Source organism: Bradyrhizobium cenepequi, from assembly GCF_020329485.1.
Classification (GTDB): Bacteria; Pseudomonadota; Alphaproteobacteria; order Rhizobiales; family Xanthobacteraceae; genus Bradyrhizobium; species Bradyrhizobium cenepequi.
Map to the genome: position 1 here is coordinate 48077 of NZ_JAGKJI010000029.1, position 15590 is coordinate 63666.

General features: G+C 64.1%; 14 protein-coding genes. 7 read left to right on the top strand and 7 right to left on the bottom strand.

Annotation, left to right across the window (positions count from 1 at the left end):
- Window positions 1–53: 53 nt before the first annotated feature.
- A complete protein-coding gene (locus tag J6497_RS26280; RefSeq protein ID WP_225707181.1) occupies window positions 54–1556 on the bottom strand; it encodes a class I adenylate-forming enzyme family protein in 1503 nt (500 codons plus the stop codon).
- Between the two features lie 34 nt (window positions 1557–1590).
- Window positions 1591–3366 carry an extracellular solute-binding protein gene (locus tag J6497_RS26285; protein WP_376708276.1) on the bottom strand — a complete coding sequence of 592 codons (1776 nt, stop codon included), beginning with the start codon at window positions 3364–3366 and terminating at the stop codon, window positions 1591–1593.
- Between the two features lie 317 nt (window positions 3367–3683).
- On the opposite strand from J6497_RS26285, the gene J6497_RS26290 reads away from it, so the two are divergent.
- Window positions 3684–4493, top strand: a complete 810-nt coding sequence (locus tag J6497_RS26290; RefSeq protein ID WP_225707182.1) for an invasion associated locus B family protein — start codon at window positions 3684–3686, stop codon at window positions 4491–4493.
- 114 nt (window positions 4494–4607) lie between these two features.
- On the opposite strand, the gene hspQ is transcribed toward J6497_RS26290, so the two are convergent.
- Entirely contained in the window at window positions 4608–4940 is a 333-nt protein-coding gene (gene hspQ, locus J6497_RS26295; protein ID WP_225707183.1) for a heat shock protein HspQ, read from the bottom strand.
- 118 nt (window positions 4941–5058) lie between these two features.
- Here hspQ and J6497_RS26300 point away from each other — a divergent pair, with 118 nt between their 5' ends.
- On the top strand, window positions 5059–6012 hold the full coding sequence (locus J6497_RS26300; protein ID WP_225707184.1) for an AEC family transporter: 954 nt from the start codon (window positions 5059–5061) through the stop codon (window positions 6010–6012).
- On the opposite strand, the gene J6497_RS26305 is transcribed toward J6497_RS26300, so the two are convergent.
- Window positions 6009–7202, bottom strand: a complete 1194-nt coding sequence (locus J6497_RS26305; RefSeq protein WP_225707185.1) for a UbiH/UbiF family hydroxylase — start codon at window positions 7200–7202, stop codon at window positions 6009–6011. The genes J6497_RS26300 and J6497_RS26305 overlap by 4 nt on opposite strands.
- Before the next feature lie 140 nt (window positions 7203–7342).
- On the opposite strand from J6497_RS26305, the gene pcsA reads away from it, so the two are divergent.
- The 3 genes from pcsA to J6497_RS26320 all read left to right on the top strand — a co-directional run bounded on the left by pcsA (window position 7343) and on the right by J6497_RS26320 (window position 9859).
- Window positions 7343–8077: a phosphatidylcholine synthase gene (pcsA, locus tag J6497_RS26310; protein ID WP_225707186.1), complete on the top strand. Its 735-nt coding sequence runs from the start codon at window positions 7343–7345 to the stop codon at window positions 8075–8077.
- Window positions 8074–8802, top strand: coding sequence for a TerC family protein (locus J6497_RS26315; RefSeq protein WP_225707187.1), 729 nt, complete (start codon window positions 8074–8076; stop codon window positions 8800–8802). Before pcsA ends, J6497_RS26315 begins: the two co-directional genes overlap by 4 nt.
- An 82-nt stretch (window positions 8803–8884) precedes the next feature.
- Window positions 8885–9859, top strand: a complete 975-nt coding sequence (locus J6497_RS26320) for a quinone oxidoreductase family protein (RefSeq protein ID WP_225707188.1) — start codon at window positions 8885–8887, stop codon at window positions 9857–9859.
- Between the two features lie 134 nt (window positions 9860–9993).
- On the opposite strand, the gene J6497_RS26325 is transcribed toward J6497_RS26320, so the two are convergent.
- The 3 genes from J6497_RS26325 to rimO form a co-directional block, all read right to left on the bottom strand.
- Window positions 9994–11190, bottom strand: coding sequence for an acetylornithine transaminase (locus J6497_RS26325; protein ID WP_225707189.1), 1197 nt, complete (start codon window positions 11188–11190; stop codon window positions 9994–9996).
- 226 nt (window positions 11191–11416) lie between these two features.
- Complete coding sequence (locus J6497_RS26330; protein ID WP_225707190.1) at window positions 11417–12058, bottom strand: DUF962 domain-containing protein; 642 nt, start codon at window positions 12056–12058, stop codon at window positions 11417–11419.
- A 271-nt stretch (window positions 12059–12329) separates the two neighbouring features.
- Complete coding sequence (rimO, locus tag J6497_RS26335) at window positions 12330–13655, bottom strand: 30S ribosomal protein S12 methylthiotransferase RimO (protein ID WP_225707191.1); 1326 nt, start codon at window positions 13653–13655, stop codon at window positions 12330–12332.
- A 112-nt stretch (window positions 13656–13767) separates the two neighbouring features.
- On the opposite strand from rimO, the gene J6497_RS26340 reads away from it, so the two are divergent.
- Both J6497_RS26340 and J6497_RS26345 read left to right on the top strand, forming a co-directional pair.
- On the top strand, window positions 13768–14358 hold the full coding sequence (locus J6497_RS26340) for an ANTAR domain-containing response regulator (protein WP_225707192.1): 591 nt from the start codon (window positions 13768–13770) through the stop codon (window positions 14356–14358).
- Window positions 14355–15521 (top strand): CmpA/NrtA family ABC transporter substrate-binding protein, encoded by a 1167-nt coding sequence (locus J6497_RS26345; RefSeq protein WP_225707193.1) that lies wholly within the window; start codon window positions 14355–14357, stop codon window positions 15519–15521. Before J6497_RS26340 ends, J6497_RS26345 begins: the two co-directional genes overlap by 4 nt.
- Window positions 15522–15590: the final 69 nt, after the last annotated feature.

The window sequence follows — 15590 nt, forward strand, 5'->3', positions numbered from 1 at the left end:
CGATGCTAGTTGCCGCCGCTTAATGCGGCGTCAACGCTGTGCGTGCGGTTTGCTCAGATGCCGCCGGTCCGATCGCGAAAGGCTTCGACCATCAATGGGTTGAGGCCGAGTTCTGTCATGGCGTTGCGGGCACGCGCATTGTCTTGGGTGCGCCCGGCGAGGCGATGGCCGGCGAGGCGGTCGGGCAGAGCGGTGAGCAGCGCGCCCTGGCCGAGGCGGCGCGACCATTCCTGCAGATCGTTGGCGAGGAAGCGGTAGCCACCCACCGCCATGATGCCGGAGGGCGGCGCGGTGATATTGATGGCGCCGGTCGAACGATCGAGCCGCGCTGCATATTCGGTGTCGACGTAATCGCGTGGCGGCGGGGCGATCAGCGAATCGTTCGGCTGTTGCGGCGGTGCGTAGGCCGCCGCGGGCACCATCGGCCCGCGCAGCCCCAGCGTTCCCGCTGGCGTCAGCAGGATCTCGCCGGCAATGGAGGAGCCCGCGACGTCTCGCGGCGCGCCATGCGGACCGAACCTAATCGGCGCGGGCAAGCCATCCTCGGCGGTCCGGCGTGCGCCGAACAGGCCGGCTTCGCCAAACAGATAGACGTCCGTCAGCGTCGTGCGTTGCGCGGTCCAGGACGCGCTGGAGGCGACCTGTTCGGGTGCTCGCCACAGCCCGATCACGTTCCGCAAACTCGGCATGTTGGCGTCGAGGTCCAATTCAGCCAACCGCAACGCCAGAGGCGCAGGCGCAATCAGCGTGTCGCAGGCTTGGTCATTGATCTGGGTCTGCAGCACCTCTTCGTCGAACGGGTGATGCAGCACCAAAGTGCCGCCGGTGAGCAGCCAGACTGCAAGCGAAGAAACCAGCCCCGCGAAAGACATCGGGGCAAAAGTTGACATGATGGTTGCGCCCTGTGGCACGTCGCTCTCTAGCGACATCGCAAGTCCGCCCGCGATCAGGGCGAAATGCGCGCGCGGTACGGGCCGGAAGCCATCGGCAGTCACATCGAAGGAGATCAGCGAGGCTTTGCGGCCGTCCTGGATCACCGTCCGCGTGGTCGCGGATTCACGGAGGATGGCCTGGTCGAGCGAGGCCATACCTTCGGGAAGGTCGTCGCCGAAACCACAGACATGGCGGATCGAGAACGCCTCAGCGGCCGCGTTCATCGCAAGATCGGCATAGAGAACGCCGTCGATCCGCCTTGTCGTCACGATCGCCCGCGCCGCGGTGCGGTTCAATGCAGCGGTCAGCTCGGCGTGCCGCCAGAGCAGCGGCATGGGTGCGACCACCAGACCGCAGCGATGGGCGGCCAGCACCGTCAGAGCGAACTCGACCGTGTTCGGCAATTGCACGGCCAGCACGGAGTTGGCCGGCAACCCCGCTTCAATGAAATGCGCCGCTATCGCCGAGATCGCGCGGTCGGCCTGCGCATAGGTCAGCCGCTTACGCGTCTGGCCGGTGATGCGCTGCTTGTTGAGCGGATCGACCAGCGCCAGCGCCTCCGGCTGCCGGGCCAGCACGCGCTTGAACAGGGAATCGAGCGTGGGCGAAGCGGACTGAGTCACGGGTTCAACGTCGGTTGCATCACGTCGCCTAGGGCTACTTCGATTGCGGCTCTGGCCTCTGCCACCAGGTTTCCGGCAAGTAGCCGGTCAGGGCAGTGCTCTCTGGCCGTTCTATCCGATTCCAGCGCGCAATCCATTGCTCCGCGACGTTAAACAGGGGAATAGCGTAGAAGCCTGACATCAGAGTGCGGTCCAGCGCTCGCACGGCCGCGACGAAGGCAGGGCGCTCCCGCGCCTCCAAGAGCGCGGCGATCAGGGTGTCGATCGCGGGATCTTTGGCGCCCATGTAATTCCTGGTGCCGGTAATATCGGCGGCCTGGCTGCCCCAATAGAACGACTGCTCGTTGCCGGGCGACAGCGATTGATCCCAGCGGTTCTGGATCATGTCGAACTCGTAGCCGAGCCGGCGCTGGTCGAACTGCACCGGATCGACGGCGCGCACGCGCGCCTCGATGCCGGCGCGCTTGAGGTCGCGCTGGTAGGCGAGTGCGATCCGTTCCTGGTCGCGGGTCGTCACCAGGATTTCGAAGGCAAACGGCGCCTTGGTCGTGCGGTTGCGCAAGACGGTGCCGTCGAGCTCGTAGCCGGCCTCCGAGAGAAGCGCCAGCGCGCTGCGCAGTGCGGTGCGATCGCGGCCCGAGCCGTCGCTGACCGGCAGGTGATAACTGCCGTCGAGAATGCCCGGTGCAATATGCGCGCCCACCCGCCGCAGCAATTCTCGCTCGCGCGAGTCGGCAGGGCGGCCATAGGCTGACAGTTCCGAGCCGGCGAAGAAGCTGCCGCTGCGGGCATAGAGGCCAAAGAAGTAGTTACGGTTGATCCATTCGAAATCGAACAGGAGCGTCAGCGCCTTCCGCACGCGGACGTCTGCAAACAGCGCACGGCGGGTGTTGAACACCAGGAATTCGGAAGGTTGCGGCAGCCCGGTCTTGATGGTGTCGCGGATCACTTCGCCGTTGCGGGCGGCGGGAAAATCATAGCCGTCGTGCCAGCGCAGGGGCTCGGCCTCGACGCGAAAATCGTAGAGGCCGCGCTTGAAAGCCTCGAACTGGCCATTGGCCTCGCGGTAGAAATCCAGCCGGATCTCGTCGAAATTATAGAGACCGCGATTGACCGGAAGGTCACGGCCCCAATAATCCGGATTGCGCACCAGCATGACGCTTGCGCCGGGCTTCACCGCGCCGATGCGATAGGGGCCGGAGCCGATCGGCCGCTTCATCGTGGTGTCCTCGAAAGTAGCGGGATCTACCGCGTGTTTCGGCAACACCGGCATCAGTCCGAGGATCAGCGGCAGTTCACGGTCATCGGCGCCGCGGAGGTCGAAGCGCACCGTGAGCGGGTCGGGAGAATCGGCTTTCGCGACCTTGGCATAATATTGTCGGTGGTTGGGACGGCCGTGGTCGCGCAACAGCGCCCAGGAGAACAGCACGTCCTCGGCCGTGACGGGCTTGCCGTCGGAGAAGCGGGCGCGGGGATCGAGATGGAAGGTGACGTAGCTCCTTGCATCGTCGGTCTCGACCGTCTTGGCGAGCAGGCCGTAGAGCGTGAACGGCTCGTCATTGCCACGCGCGAGCAGGCTCTCGACGACGAAGCCCCTGATCTGCTGCACGGCCAGACCACGCACGATCAGGGGGTTGAGGCTGTCGAACGTTCCAAGGATGCCCCAGGTCAGCCGCCCGCCCTTGGGCGCATCGGGGTTGGCGTAGGGCATGTGGGTGAAATCGGCCGGCAGCGCCGGCGCGCCGTGCATCGCGATGGCGTAGCTTTCCGCCGCCCGCGCCGGGGCGTTACCGATCCAGGCGAAGGCGATACTGAGACCCAGCGCGGCAAGCCCGCCACGCCCTAATGCAACCCAGGAAACGCGTGCAGCAACGCGTCGATCTGATTCGCGAAATTTCACGGAACGAGCTTTAGCACAGGAGCTTGCAACTCGCCGTGACGTTGGGCAAATATGCTTGTCGGCATTGATCTTTTCGTCTGCCGCTGTATTGAAGGCGTGCAATTGAACAAGGCGGCAACGCCTGTCACGTATCCGCCTCAATTGACTAGGAGACAGCCGCCCCAAACGGCTAGGTGTCGGTGCCTGCAGCGGTTTCGGGCGCCGCCGTTGAGAAAGGGTTTTCCGCAATGAATTTCCGTATCTTGGCCGCGTCGGCCCGGCCGCGTGGGCGAATTTTCGCCGCCTTGGCAGCGACGGCCCTGTCCGCCGCAGTGCTGGTTCCCGAGGCGGGTGCCCAGCAGCCGGCGGCGCCGAAAGCGGCGCCCAAGGCGACGCCGAAGGCCGCGCCCAAGGCGCCGGCGGCCCAGGCTCAGCCGCCCGCCCAGGGCGCTCCCGGTGCGCAAGCCCAGCCGCAGCAGCCGCCCCAGGAGCAGCAGCAGGTCCAGCTCATCTACGCGCCCTGGACCAAGTTCTGCCTCAAGGGCCAGGATGCCAACGCCAAGCAGGTCTGCTTCACGGGCAAGGACGGCCGTATCGAGTCCGGCCAGCCGGTGATCGCAGCCGTGATCATCGAGCCGGAAGGGGAGCCGAAGAAGATCCTGCGCGTGACGCTGCCGCTCGGCATGCAGCTCGTGCACGGCACCCGCATCATCGTCGACAACAACCCGCCGCAGCAGGCGCCCTATGTGATCTGCTTCGCCAATGGTTGCATGTCGGACTATGAAGCGACCCCCGAACTCCTCAACAACCTGAAGAAGGGCCAGAACCTGGTGGTGCAGGCGATCAACGCCAACGGTGCGCCGCTGACGTTGCCGCTGCCGCTCGTCAACGAGTTCGCCAAGGCCTATGACGGCCCGCCGACCGATCCGAAGGTGTTCGAGGAAAATCAGAAGAAGCTGCAGGAAGAGCTGCAGAAGCGCGCTGAAGAGGCCCGCAAGAAGCTCGAGGCGAATCCGTCCGCAACGGGTGTCTCCAGCCCGCCTCCGGCGGCGAAGTAGCGGCAGGTTTCTCGTAACAAATCAAAGGCGCTCCGGACGGGGCGCCTTCTTTCTTACGGGAGAGATCTGATCGGCGCTGCGATGATGCGGTGCGGCATCCGCATCGCGAGAGAGCTAGTTCAGCGAGGGATTGCGCGGACGGTAGCCGCCGGACTTGTCCTGGACGAAGATCTCGGCGACCTGGGAGTGCCGGATCGGTTCGCCGGAATCGTCGGGCAGCAGGTTCTGCTCGGAGACGTAGGCCACGTATTCGGTCTCCGCGTTTTCCGCGAGCAGGTGATAAAAGGGCTGATCCTTGTGCGGCCGCACCTCTTCGGGGATCGACAGCCACCATTCCTCGGTGTTGTTGAATTCCGGATCGATGTCAAAGATCACGCCGCGGAAGGAAAATACCCGGTGGCGGACGATCTGCCCAATCTGGAACTTGGCGGTACGCGCTTTTATCATAGCTCGTCGATAGACCATGATGGCGGCGGATGCTAGGGGCAAGCGCGCGAATTAACTTCGCGCTTCCTGCCGGAATTTCCGGCATTTCCCCTGAAAAATCCCCAAAAAGACGCCTTCCGTGGTCGATATCCTCAATCTCGCGCTGCCTTACTTTGGGCTGATCTTCATCGGTTTCGCCTGCGGCAAAGCCAAGAGCCTGCCTGAATCAGGGCTTGCCTGGATGAATTTCTTCCTGCTCTACGTCTCGCTGCCGGCGCTTCTGTTCAGCATCATGTCGAAGACGCCGTTCTCAGAGCTCAACAACCCGCCGTTCCTGGTTGCGACCACCCTCGGAACCGTGATCGCCTTTTTCCTGGCGATGCTGATCGCCAAGCTGTTGGGGCGGCTGTCGCTGCGCGAGGCGACGCTTGCGGGACTCTCCGGCGCCTATGGCAATATCGGCTATATGGGCCCGGGCCTGGCGCTCGCGGTGTTGGGGCCGAAGGCTGCGGCGCCGACCGCGCTGATCTTCTGCTGTGACAGCATCTTCCTGTTCTCGATCGTGCCGCTTTTGATCGAACTGACGGACCGCGACCATCCCTCGCTCCTGCACGCGCTCCGGGTGGTGGTGCGTCAGATCGTGCTGAACCCGCTGATCATGGCGGCGTGCTTCGGCGCGCTTGCCGCGGCGCTGCACCTGCGCTTTCCGGTTGCACTGGATAATACGCTATTGTTCCTGCAGAACGCCGCGGCGCCGGTGGCGCTGTTCGTGCTCGGCGTCACGGTCGCGCTGCGGCCGCTCGATCGGATTCCGTGGGACGTGCCGGGCATGATTGCCGTCAAGCTTCTGGTCCATCCGTTGCTTGCTCTTGGACTGATGCTGGCGTTCGGCCCCTTCACGCAGCCTTGGGCGGCGACGGCGGTGCTGATGGCGTCACTGCCGCCGGCGCTGAACGTGTTCGTGATCGCCCAACAGAACGACACCTGGGTCAAGCCGGCCTCGGTCGCCGTGCTGGTGGGCACGTTTGCCTCAGTCGTCACGCTGACCAGCGTGATGTGGGTGCTGCAGAGCGGACGGCTGAGTTTTCCCTAAAGAGCTTCGCGCCGCCACGAGGGCGCGAGTCCCTCACGCATGGCGAGCCGCCGAAGCGGGCCGATCGATCCGATCAGATGCAGGCCCGCGGCGCGCATTGACTGCATGGGGAGGAAATCGCTGAGCAGCGAGCGGTTGGCGAGATCGATGAGAAAGGTCCGGCTCATGACATCGCTCCGCCGCGCCGACTGGTAGCGTGCCAATACCTGCGACGAGCCGGGATCCTCGCCATGCGCGAGCGCTTCGCCGGCGAGTTTGGCGATATCCGTGGCGTCTCGCAACCCAAGGTTGAGACCCTGCGCGCCGATCGGCGGCACGACATGAGCGGATTCGCCAACCAGCGCGATCCGGTTCCGGGCGAATTGCCGGGGCTGTTCGATTGCCAGCGGAAATACATTACGCCCCGGCTCGACCTCGACACGGCCGAAAATCGAGTGCGACCGCTTCTCGGCGGCCTCAGACAGTTCCGCATCAGCGAGCGCCATCAGCCGCCCGGCTTCCGCGCGCGAGGAAACCCAGACCACGCTGCAGCGGTTGCCGGGCAGGGGCACGAACACGACGGGTCCGTGCTGCGTGTGGAATTCGGTCGAGATGTTTTTGTGCGGGTGCGAGTGGATGATGTTGAAGGTCAGGGCCGACTGCTTCAGCTCGCGATGGCTCATGTCGATGCCGGCGGCCTCACGCGACTGCGACTGCCGGCCGTCCGCGCCGATCACCAGCCGCGCCGCCAGCGGCTCGCCGCGGCCGCTCCGGATCGTGACGATGGCTTCTTCCGGATTGATGATCTCGGCCTCGTCGTCGAAGCGCGCAAGACCGGGTAGTTCCGCCGCACGTTGTTCCAACGCCGCAATCAACGAGCGGTTGTCGACGTTGAAGCCGAATTGCTCGAGGCCGATCTCATCCGCGGAGAACCTGACTTCGGGCGCGCGGATCAGCCGCCCGGTGTCGTCGACCAGCCGCATCACCTTCAGCGCCGCGGCCTTGTCGGCCAGGCGCCGCCAGACATCCAGCCGTTCGAGCAGGTCGACGGAGGCGCCGAGCAGCGCCGTGGTGCGGTTGTCTGCATAGGGGGCGCGGCGGGCGAGCAGGGCGGTCTTCGCCCCGGCATCCGCAAGCGCGATTGCGGCGGTCAGCCCTGCGGGGCCGCCGCCGATGACCACTGCGTCATAGACATGAGAAGCATCGCTCATATCGGGACATTTGACGGGATCGGCAGCATTTTCAAGCCATCAAATTCGCTAAAATCTTTCCACCGGTTTGCGCGGCGGAACGCCGCAAGCGCGGATATGCAAACATAGGCGATTCCTGATAGCACTTCCCGGCGATGGAGATGGATCAGACCAGCCAGCCAGCTACGTTTCCGGCATCGCTGCGAATGCGGATGGCGGCATTCTCTGTCCATATCTTCACCGCAATGGGCGCCGGCGTCGCGTTGCTCGCGCTGATGGAGGCCGTGCGCGAGCACTGGGCCAATATGTTCGGCTGGCTCGGGGTGGCGCTGGTCATCGATGCGATCGACGGCCCGATCGCGCGCAGGCTCGACGTGGTCCGGCTGCAGCCGAACTGGTCCGGCGAGGTGCTCGACCTCGTCGTCGATTTCGTCACCTATGTTTTCGTTCCCGCCTACGCGATCACCGCGAGCCATTTGCTACTGCCACTGGCGGCTCCGATCCTCGGCATCGGCATCGTGATCTCGAGCGCGCTGTATTTTGCGGACCGCAGGATGAAGGCCGCCGACAATCATTTCCGCGGCTTTCCCGGCTTGTGGAACGCGGCGGCATTCTATCTGTTCCTGCTGCATCTGCCGCCGGTGTGGTCGAGCCTTGCCGTGGCGATCCTGATCGCGCTCACCTTCGCGCCGTTCCACGTGCTGCATCCGGTGCGTGTGGCGCGGCTGCGCTGGCTGACGCTGTGGCTGATGGCCGCCGGAGCGGTGCTTGCGCTATACACGCTCGCCCGCGACTTCGATGTCGGCGCGCCGATCATCGTCGCGCTCTGCGCGATCGCCGCCTATGTCGTCGGCAGCGACGCCATCATCCGGTTGATGAGGTCGCTGAGAACATGATCGAACTGTTGGCCAGCCCGGAAGCGTGGGCGGCGCTGGTCACATTGACCGCGCTGGAGATCGTGCTCGGCATCGACAACGTGATCTTCCTGTCGGTACTGGTCTCCCGCATCCCGCCGCAACAGGCGAGACGCGCGCGGCAGATCGGATTGTTCCTGGCGCTCGTGTTCCGCATCCTGCTGCTCAGCCTGCTGGTGTGGCTGATCGGCTTGACGGAGCCGGTGATCACGGTAAGGGGGTTCGCGCTGTCCTGGCGCGACATCATCTTGATCGGCGGCGGGCTTTTCCTGATCGCAAAGGCGACGCATGAGATCCATGGTGAAGTCGAAGCGCGGGAGGGCGAGGAACAGGCGACGCCCGGCGGCGGCAGCGCCTTCTTCTGGGTGATCGTCCAGATCATCATCGTCGACATGGTGTTCTCGCTGGACTCGATCATTACGGCGATCGGCATGGCGCAGGATTTGGAGATCATGATCGCGGCTGTCGTGATCGCCTGCATCGTCATGTACGTCTCGTCAGGTCCGGTGGCGCGTTTCGTCGCGGAGTATCCGACCACCAAGATGCTGGCGCTGGCATTCCTGGTGCTGATCGGCGTGGCCCTGGTCGCCGATGGTTTCCACTTCCACATCCCCCGCGGCTACATCTATTTCGCGATGGCGTTCGCCGCCGCGGTGGAGATGTTCAACGTGCTGGCGAGGCGCAACCGGAGGAAGGTGGTCAGGTAGCCGATCTGGCCCGCGAGTTGACAACGGGGCGCTGATGGCTTTCGGTTCGGGGCCAGCGAGATAGTTGAGGGGAGAGCCCGACATGACCAAGGCCGTGCGCGTGCACAAGGTGGGAGGCCCGGAAGTCCTCACTTACGAGGGTGTCGAGGTGCCGGCGCCGGCGGCGGGCGAGGTGCGGATTCGCCAGCACGCGATCGGGCTCAATTTCATCGACGTCTATTTCCGCACCGGCCTCTACAAGGCGCCCGGCCTTCCCTTCATCGCCGGTAACGAGGCGGCAGGCGAGGTGGTTGCGGTCGGTCCCGGCGTGACCAATTTCCATCCCGGCGACCGCGTAGCCTATTATTTCAATCTCGGCGGCTATACCACCGAGCGCGTCATCCCCGCCGACAAGGTGGTGAAGCTGCCCGACCACATCACCTATGAGCAGGGCGCGGTGCTGATGCTGAAGGGGCTGACGGTCTGGTATCTCCTGCACAAGACCTTCAAGGTGGAGCCGCACCACCGTGTACTGATTCATGCGGCCGCCGGCGGCATCGGATTGCTCGCCTGCCAATGGGCCCGCGCGATGGGCGCCCACGTGATCGGCACCGTCGGCTCGAAGGCGAAGGCCGATCTCGCGCTCGCCAACGGCTGCGATCACGTCATCCTTTACAATGAGGAGGATTTTGTCGCGCGGGTGAAGCAGATCAGCCGCGGCGAGCTCTGCGACGTCGTCTATGACGGCGTCGGCAAGACCACCTTCCCGGGCTCACTGTCGTGCCTGAAGCCGCGCGGCCTGTTCGTGAGCTTCGGCAACGCGTCCGGCCCAGTGCCGCCGTTCGCGCTCGCCGAACTCAACAATCACGGCTCGCTGTTTGCGACCCGGCCGAAGCTCAACGACTATGTCGCCACCCGCAATGAATTGCTCGAAGGCGCCGACACGCTCTTTGCCGCCGTGATCAACGGCAAGCTGCACGTCCCGATCAATCATGCTTACGCGTTGAAGGATGCCGCGCGTGCGCATATCGATCTGGAGAGCCGCGCGACCACGGGGGCGTCGATCCTGAGGCCGTAATCCGTCATTGCTAGCCACCGGGTCGGCGCGCAGCGCCGCCCGATGACAGGCTCCGCGAAGCAATCCATCCCTCCCCACGTGCGGACAGAACGGATTGCTTCGTCGCTTCGCTCCTCGCAATGACGGCGAGACGGTTACGCCACCCGACGCGCAGCACCTGCTTGCGTCAGGATCGCGTCCAAGCCCTCGATCATCTCGGCGATCTCAGCCCGCGACACGTTGAGCGCGGGCATGAAGCGCAGCGCGTCGGGTTGCGGCGAGTTGATCAACAGGCCCTTCGAGAACGCCTGCGCCACGATCGCGGCGCCGATCGGCAGTTTCAGATCGAGCGCCAGGAGCAGTCCACGGCCTCTGATGTCGCCGAGGCCGTGCCGGGCCGAGAGCCGCTGCAACTCGCTCTCCAGGAACAAGCCGGTGTCGGCGACGGACTTCAGGAATTCCGGTTTGCTGACCTCCTCGAGCACGGCAAGCCCCGCCGCGCACATCAGCGGATTGCCGTTAAAGGTGCCGCCCTGGTCGCCATGCTCGAAGCAGGCCGCGCGTTCGGTCGCAAGCAGGGCGGCGAGCGGCACGCCGCTGCCGATGCCTTTGCCGAGCGCCATGATGTCAGGCGCAATCCCGGCATGCTCGTGGTGGAAGAGCTTTCCGGTGCGGCCTATGCCGGTCTGGATCTCGTCGACGATCAGGAGCAGGCCGTGCTCGCTGGTCAGCGCGCGCAGTTCTTTCAGGAATTGATCGGTCGCGGGCCAGACGCCGGCCTCGCCCTGGATCGGCTCCAGCATCACGCCAACGGTGTTCGATGAAATCAACTCCTTCACCGATGCGATGTCATTGAGCCGCGCTTTGCGGAAACCCGGCACTTTCGGTTCGAACAGGGGTTCGAACGCCTTCTTGCCGGAGGCTGACATGGTCGCCAGCGTACGGCCGTGAAAACCGCCCTCGAAGGTGATGATCTCGAAGGCGCCGTTTCTGTGTTTTGTCCCATATTTGCGCGCGAGCTTGATCGCGCCTTCATTGGCTTCCGCGCCGGAGTTGGCGAAGAACACCTGGTCGAAGCAGCTCTTCTCGACGAGTGCATTGGCAAGCTTGAGGCTCGGTTCGTTGTAGAAGGCCGGGCTCGGGGTCAGGAGACACTTGGCCTGTGCGGCGAGTGCTTCCGCGACCGCAGGCGGCGAATGACCGAGACTGTTGACCGCCCAGCCCTGCACGAAATCGAGATAGCGCTTGCCACTATCATTCCAGAGGTAGGAGCCTTCGCCGCGGACAAACACGGTCTTCGGGCGCGCGGTGATGTCCATCAGCGCATGATACGGATGGATGGCGTTGGGCATGTCAGGCTCCTTGATTGGTTGGGATCAAAAGGCAGGCGGAAAAGCAAGAAGGCCGCACTTTTGGGGTGCGGCCTTCTCGAAAACCTCGGCTGAACTAGCTAGTCAGCGCTGGCGTCGGACATGGCGCAACCCATCATCGTCGCGGGTGCGACGACGGAAAGTGGCGCGGCGGTTGGTCCGGTTCAGCTTCATGGCGATGGGCCATACAGCCCAAGGGCAGGGAATGTCAAGTCGCGCGCGGCGCCTCTTCAGTGTCCTCCTCGCCCCAATCGGCGTCGGCGATGGACGTGTCGATCAACTCGCCGCGGAGCAGGGCAAGCGGCGATTTGTAGTACAGCGCGATGTTGTGGAATGGATCGGTCAGGACCTTGCATACCCATATCAGCCCCGTCGGCACGTCCGTGATGACGAACAGTTGCACCATGCGCGCGAGCCCGCCGGCGATGCCGATCACGAGCCAGACGGCGCCGACATGACGGACGAAATCGAGCCTGGTGGCCGGCGGCGAGAACAGGCCGAACAGCGTCGGAAAGGCGAACAGCGTGACCGGCGCGAGGCCCCAGACAACGAGCAGGACGATCTTGCGGCTCTGATTGTAGCCGACCTTGATCGCTTCCTTGTATTCGTTTGAGACCTTGTTCACGGCGTCGTAGCCGTTGGGTTCGAAAAAGAAGTGCCCGGTCTGCCGCGTCAACATCGCAAGCCAGCCCACGAGGCCGGCCAGCGCAGGATCGGTGAACAATAGCCCATAGCAGACCAGGAATATGACGGCGCTGATCAGGTGCAGCGTCTGATTGATGCGGCTCTGGTGATAGTAGCGGTAATCGTCCCAACGTTGCGTGCGCAGTGTGTCCGAGAAGCGGCTCATCATTCACCCCTTAGATTGGAAGGTACGTGAGCCATACGGCGAGTCCGTGAACGAAGCATAACATCTTAAAGTTGTTACAATATGTAGTACGTATCGGTGATTGAGGCGCGCAAAAGCGCGTTCGCAGACTGCGAAAGCGACGCCATTCCCTGCCGCGACGGTAGCGGTAGGATTCTCTGAATTTTGAATATCGTTTGGCGGACGTCGGACCGGCATTGCGCTGGATCAAAACGTCCGAAATGGCCGCAACGACTGGCGCTACGGAGGCGGCTCAGAATCCGGCGACGCTGCCGTGCAGGTCGTATTCGTCCGAGCGCTCGATCTTCGCGGTGACGATCTCGCCGACCTTGAGCGGTCGGCGGCTTACGAGATAGACCGCGCCGTCAATCTCCGGCGCATCGGCCTTCGAGCGGCCTCGTGCCACCGTTGGGCCGACTTCGTCGATGATGACCTGCTGGCGCGTGCCGACCTTGCGCTTCAGCTGGCGCGCGGAGATCTTCTGCTGGCGGGCCATCAGCGCGTTGTAGCGCTCCTGCTTGATCTCATCCGGCACGGCGCCGGGAAGCGCGTTCGAGCTGGCCCCGGCAACAGGCTCGTATTTGAAACAGCCGACGCGGTCGATCTCGGCTTCCTCGAGCCAATCGAGCAGGTACGCAAAATCGGAATCGGTCTCGCCGGGGAAGCCGACGATGAAGGTCGAGCGCAGGGTGAGCTCCGGGCACTGTTCGCGCCATTGCTTGATCCGCGCCAGCGTCTTGTCCTGCGCGGCGGGCCGCTTCATGGCTTTGAGGACATCCGGGCTCGCATGCTGGAAGGGGATGTCGAGATAGGGCAGGACCTTGCCCTCGGTCATCAGCCCGATCACCTCGTCGACATGCGGGTAGGGGTAGACATATTGCAGCCGCACCCAGGCGCCGAGTTCGCCGAGTTCCTTTGCGAGATCGAAGAATTTGGCGCGCACCGCGCGATCCTGCCATGGGCTCTCGGCATATTTCAGGTCGACGCCATAGGCCGACGTATCCTGCGAGATGACCAGCAGTTCCTTCACGCCGGCCTTCACCAGCCGCTCGGCCTCGCGCAGCACGTCGTTGGCGGGCCGCGACACCAGGTCGCCGCGCAGTTTCGGAATGATGCAGAAGGTGCAGCGGTTGTTGCAGCCCTCGGAGATCTTCAGATAGGCGTAGTGGCGCGGCGTCAGCTTGACGCCCTGGGGCGGCACCAGGTCGAGGTGCGGGTTGTGCACCGGCGGCAGCGCGCGGTGCACGGCGTCGAGCACGCTCTCATATTGCTGCGGCCCCGTGATCGAGAGCACGCCGGGATAGGCGCTCTCGATCTGCTCGGGTTCCGCGCCCATGCAGCCGGTCACGATCACCTTGCCGTTCTCGGCCATGGCCTCGCCGATCGCCGAGAGTGATTCCTCCTTGGCGCTGTCGAGGAAGCCGCAGGTGTTGACGATCACGACATCGGCGCCGTCGTGCTTGCGCGCGAGTTCATAGCCTTCGGCACGCAGGCGCGTGATGATCCGCTCGGAATCCACCAAGGCCTTCGGACATCCCAGCGAGACAAAGCTGATTTTTGGCGCGGCCGCCTGTTGCATAGTCAAATCTGCCTGATTGATTGGCAGGAGTTAGTCCCAATTGCCCACAATTACAAGGCTTTGAGCTGGCTTCCGTCGTGCTATGGATAGCTTCAGAGAACACGAGTAAGCGATGGCCGCCGAGTCGTCTCCGAAAATCGTCATCGTCGATGAAAGCCCGATCCGCGCCGCGATCCTGGAGGAAGGCCTCCGGGAGGCGGGTTATACCAGCGTTGTGCATATCAGCGAGATGCACAGCCTGCTGGCGCGGATCTATGCCGTCGACCCCGACATCATCGTGATCGACCTGGAGAACCCCAGCCGCGACGTGCTGGAACAGATGTTCCAGGTCAGCCGGGCGGTGCGCCGGCCGATCGCCATGTTCGTCGACCAGAGCGACGCCGCCTCGATCGAGGCCTCCGTCGAGGCAGGTGTGTCGGCCTATATCGTCGACGGCCTGAAAAAGGAGCGTATCAAGCCGATCCTCGACCTCTGCGTGTCCCGCTTCAACGCATTCGCGCGGCTGCAGGACGAACTGGACCGCGCCAAGCACGCGCTGGAAGAGCGCAAGGTGATCGACCGCGCCAAGGGCATCCTGATGAAATTGAAGGGCCTCACCGAAGACGAGGCCTATGTGCTGCTGCGCTCCACGGCGATGCGCGAAAAAAAGAAAATCGGCGAGATCGCGCAGTCGATCCTGACCGCGTCGGAGTTGCTCAAATGACCACACCGCTTCGGATCGGTTTCATTCCGCTGGTCGACGCCGCCGCACTGATCGTCGCCGCCGACAAGGGCTTTGCCGCCGCCGAGGGGCTCGACATCACCCTGGTGCGGGAAGTGTCGTGGTCGAACGTCCGCGACAAGCTCAATATCGGCCTGTTCGATGCCGCGCATCTGCTGGCGCCGGTCGCGATCGCGTCCAGCCTGGGCCTCGGCCACGTCAAGGTGCCGATCGTGGCGCCCTTCAATCTCGGCCTCAACGGCAACGCGATCACGGTCTCGCCGTCGCTGCATGCTGACATCATGAAGGAGATCGACGGCGACCGTTTCGATCCAATGGCGACAGCGCTTGCGCTTTCGCGCGTGGTTGCCAAGCGGCGCAAGAGCGGAGCCGAGCCGCTGATCTTCGGCATGACGTTTCCGTTCTCGACCCACAATTACCAGTTGCGGTTCTGGATGGCGGCGGGCGGCGTCGACCCCGACGAGGACGTGCGGCTCGTGGTGCTGCCGCCGCCTTACATGGTCGACAGCCTGGCCAACGGCCATGTCGATGCGTTCTGCGTCGGCGCGCCCTGGAACTCGATCGCGGTCGATCTTGGCATCGGCCACATCCTGCATTTCGTTTCCGACATCCTGGTCGCCGCGGCCGAGAAGGTGCTGGCGATCAGGCAGAATTGGGCGGAGAAGAGCCCGGACATGGTCGCCGCATTGGTGCGGGCGCATCTGCGCGCCGCCGAGTTCATCGAGCAGCCGGACAACCGTGCCGAAGCCGCCGCGATCCTGGCGCAGCCGGAGCGGATCGGCGTCGACGCCGAGGTGATCCAGCGCACGCTTGACGGCCGGCTCAAGATCTCGCCCGACGGCGCCAAGCGCGAAAGCGAGCGTTACCTGCTGGTGGGCCGGCAGGGCGTGGCGCGGCCCGATCCAGCGCAGGCCGCGTGGCTCTATGCGCAGATGGTGCGGTGGGGGCAGGCGGCGATGAAGCCGGACGCCCTGAAGACGGCCATGGACGTGTTCCGGCCCGGTCTCTACGACGCGGCCGTGGGGCATCATCCGGCACCCGCTGATGCGCCCCAGGCGATCGGCGCTTTCGCCGGGCCGCCCTTCGATCCCGACGATATTCGTGGGCATCTAGCCGCGTTCAAGATCGGTCACTGGAAGCCGTGAAACTGGCGCTGCGATCTTAGGCAGTTGCCACAAGTTGGCTAAGTTTTGAGCGGGCTGCTCGAAAATTCG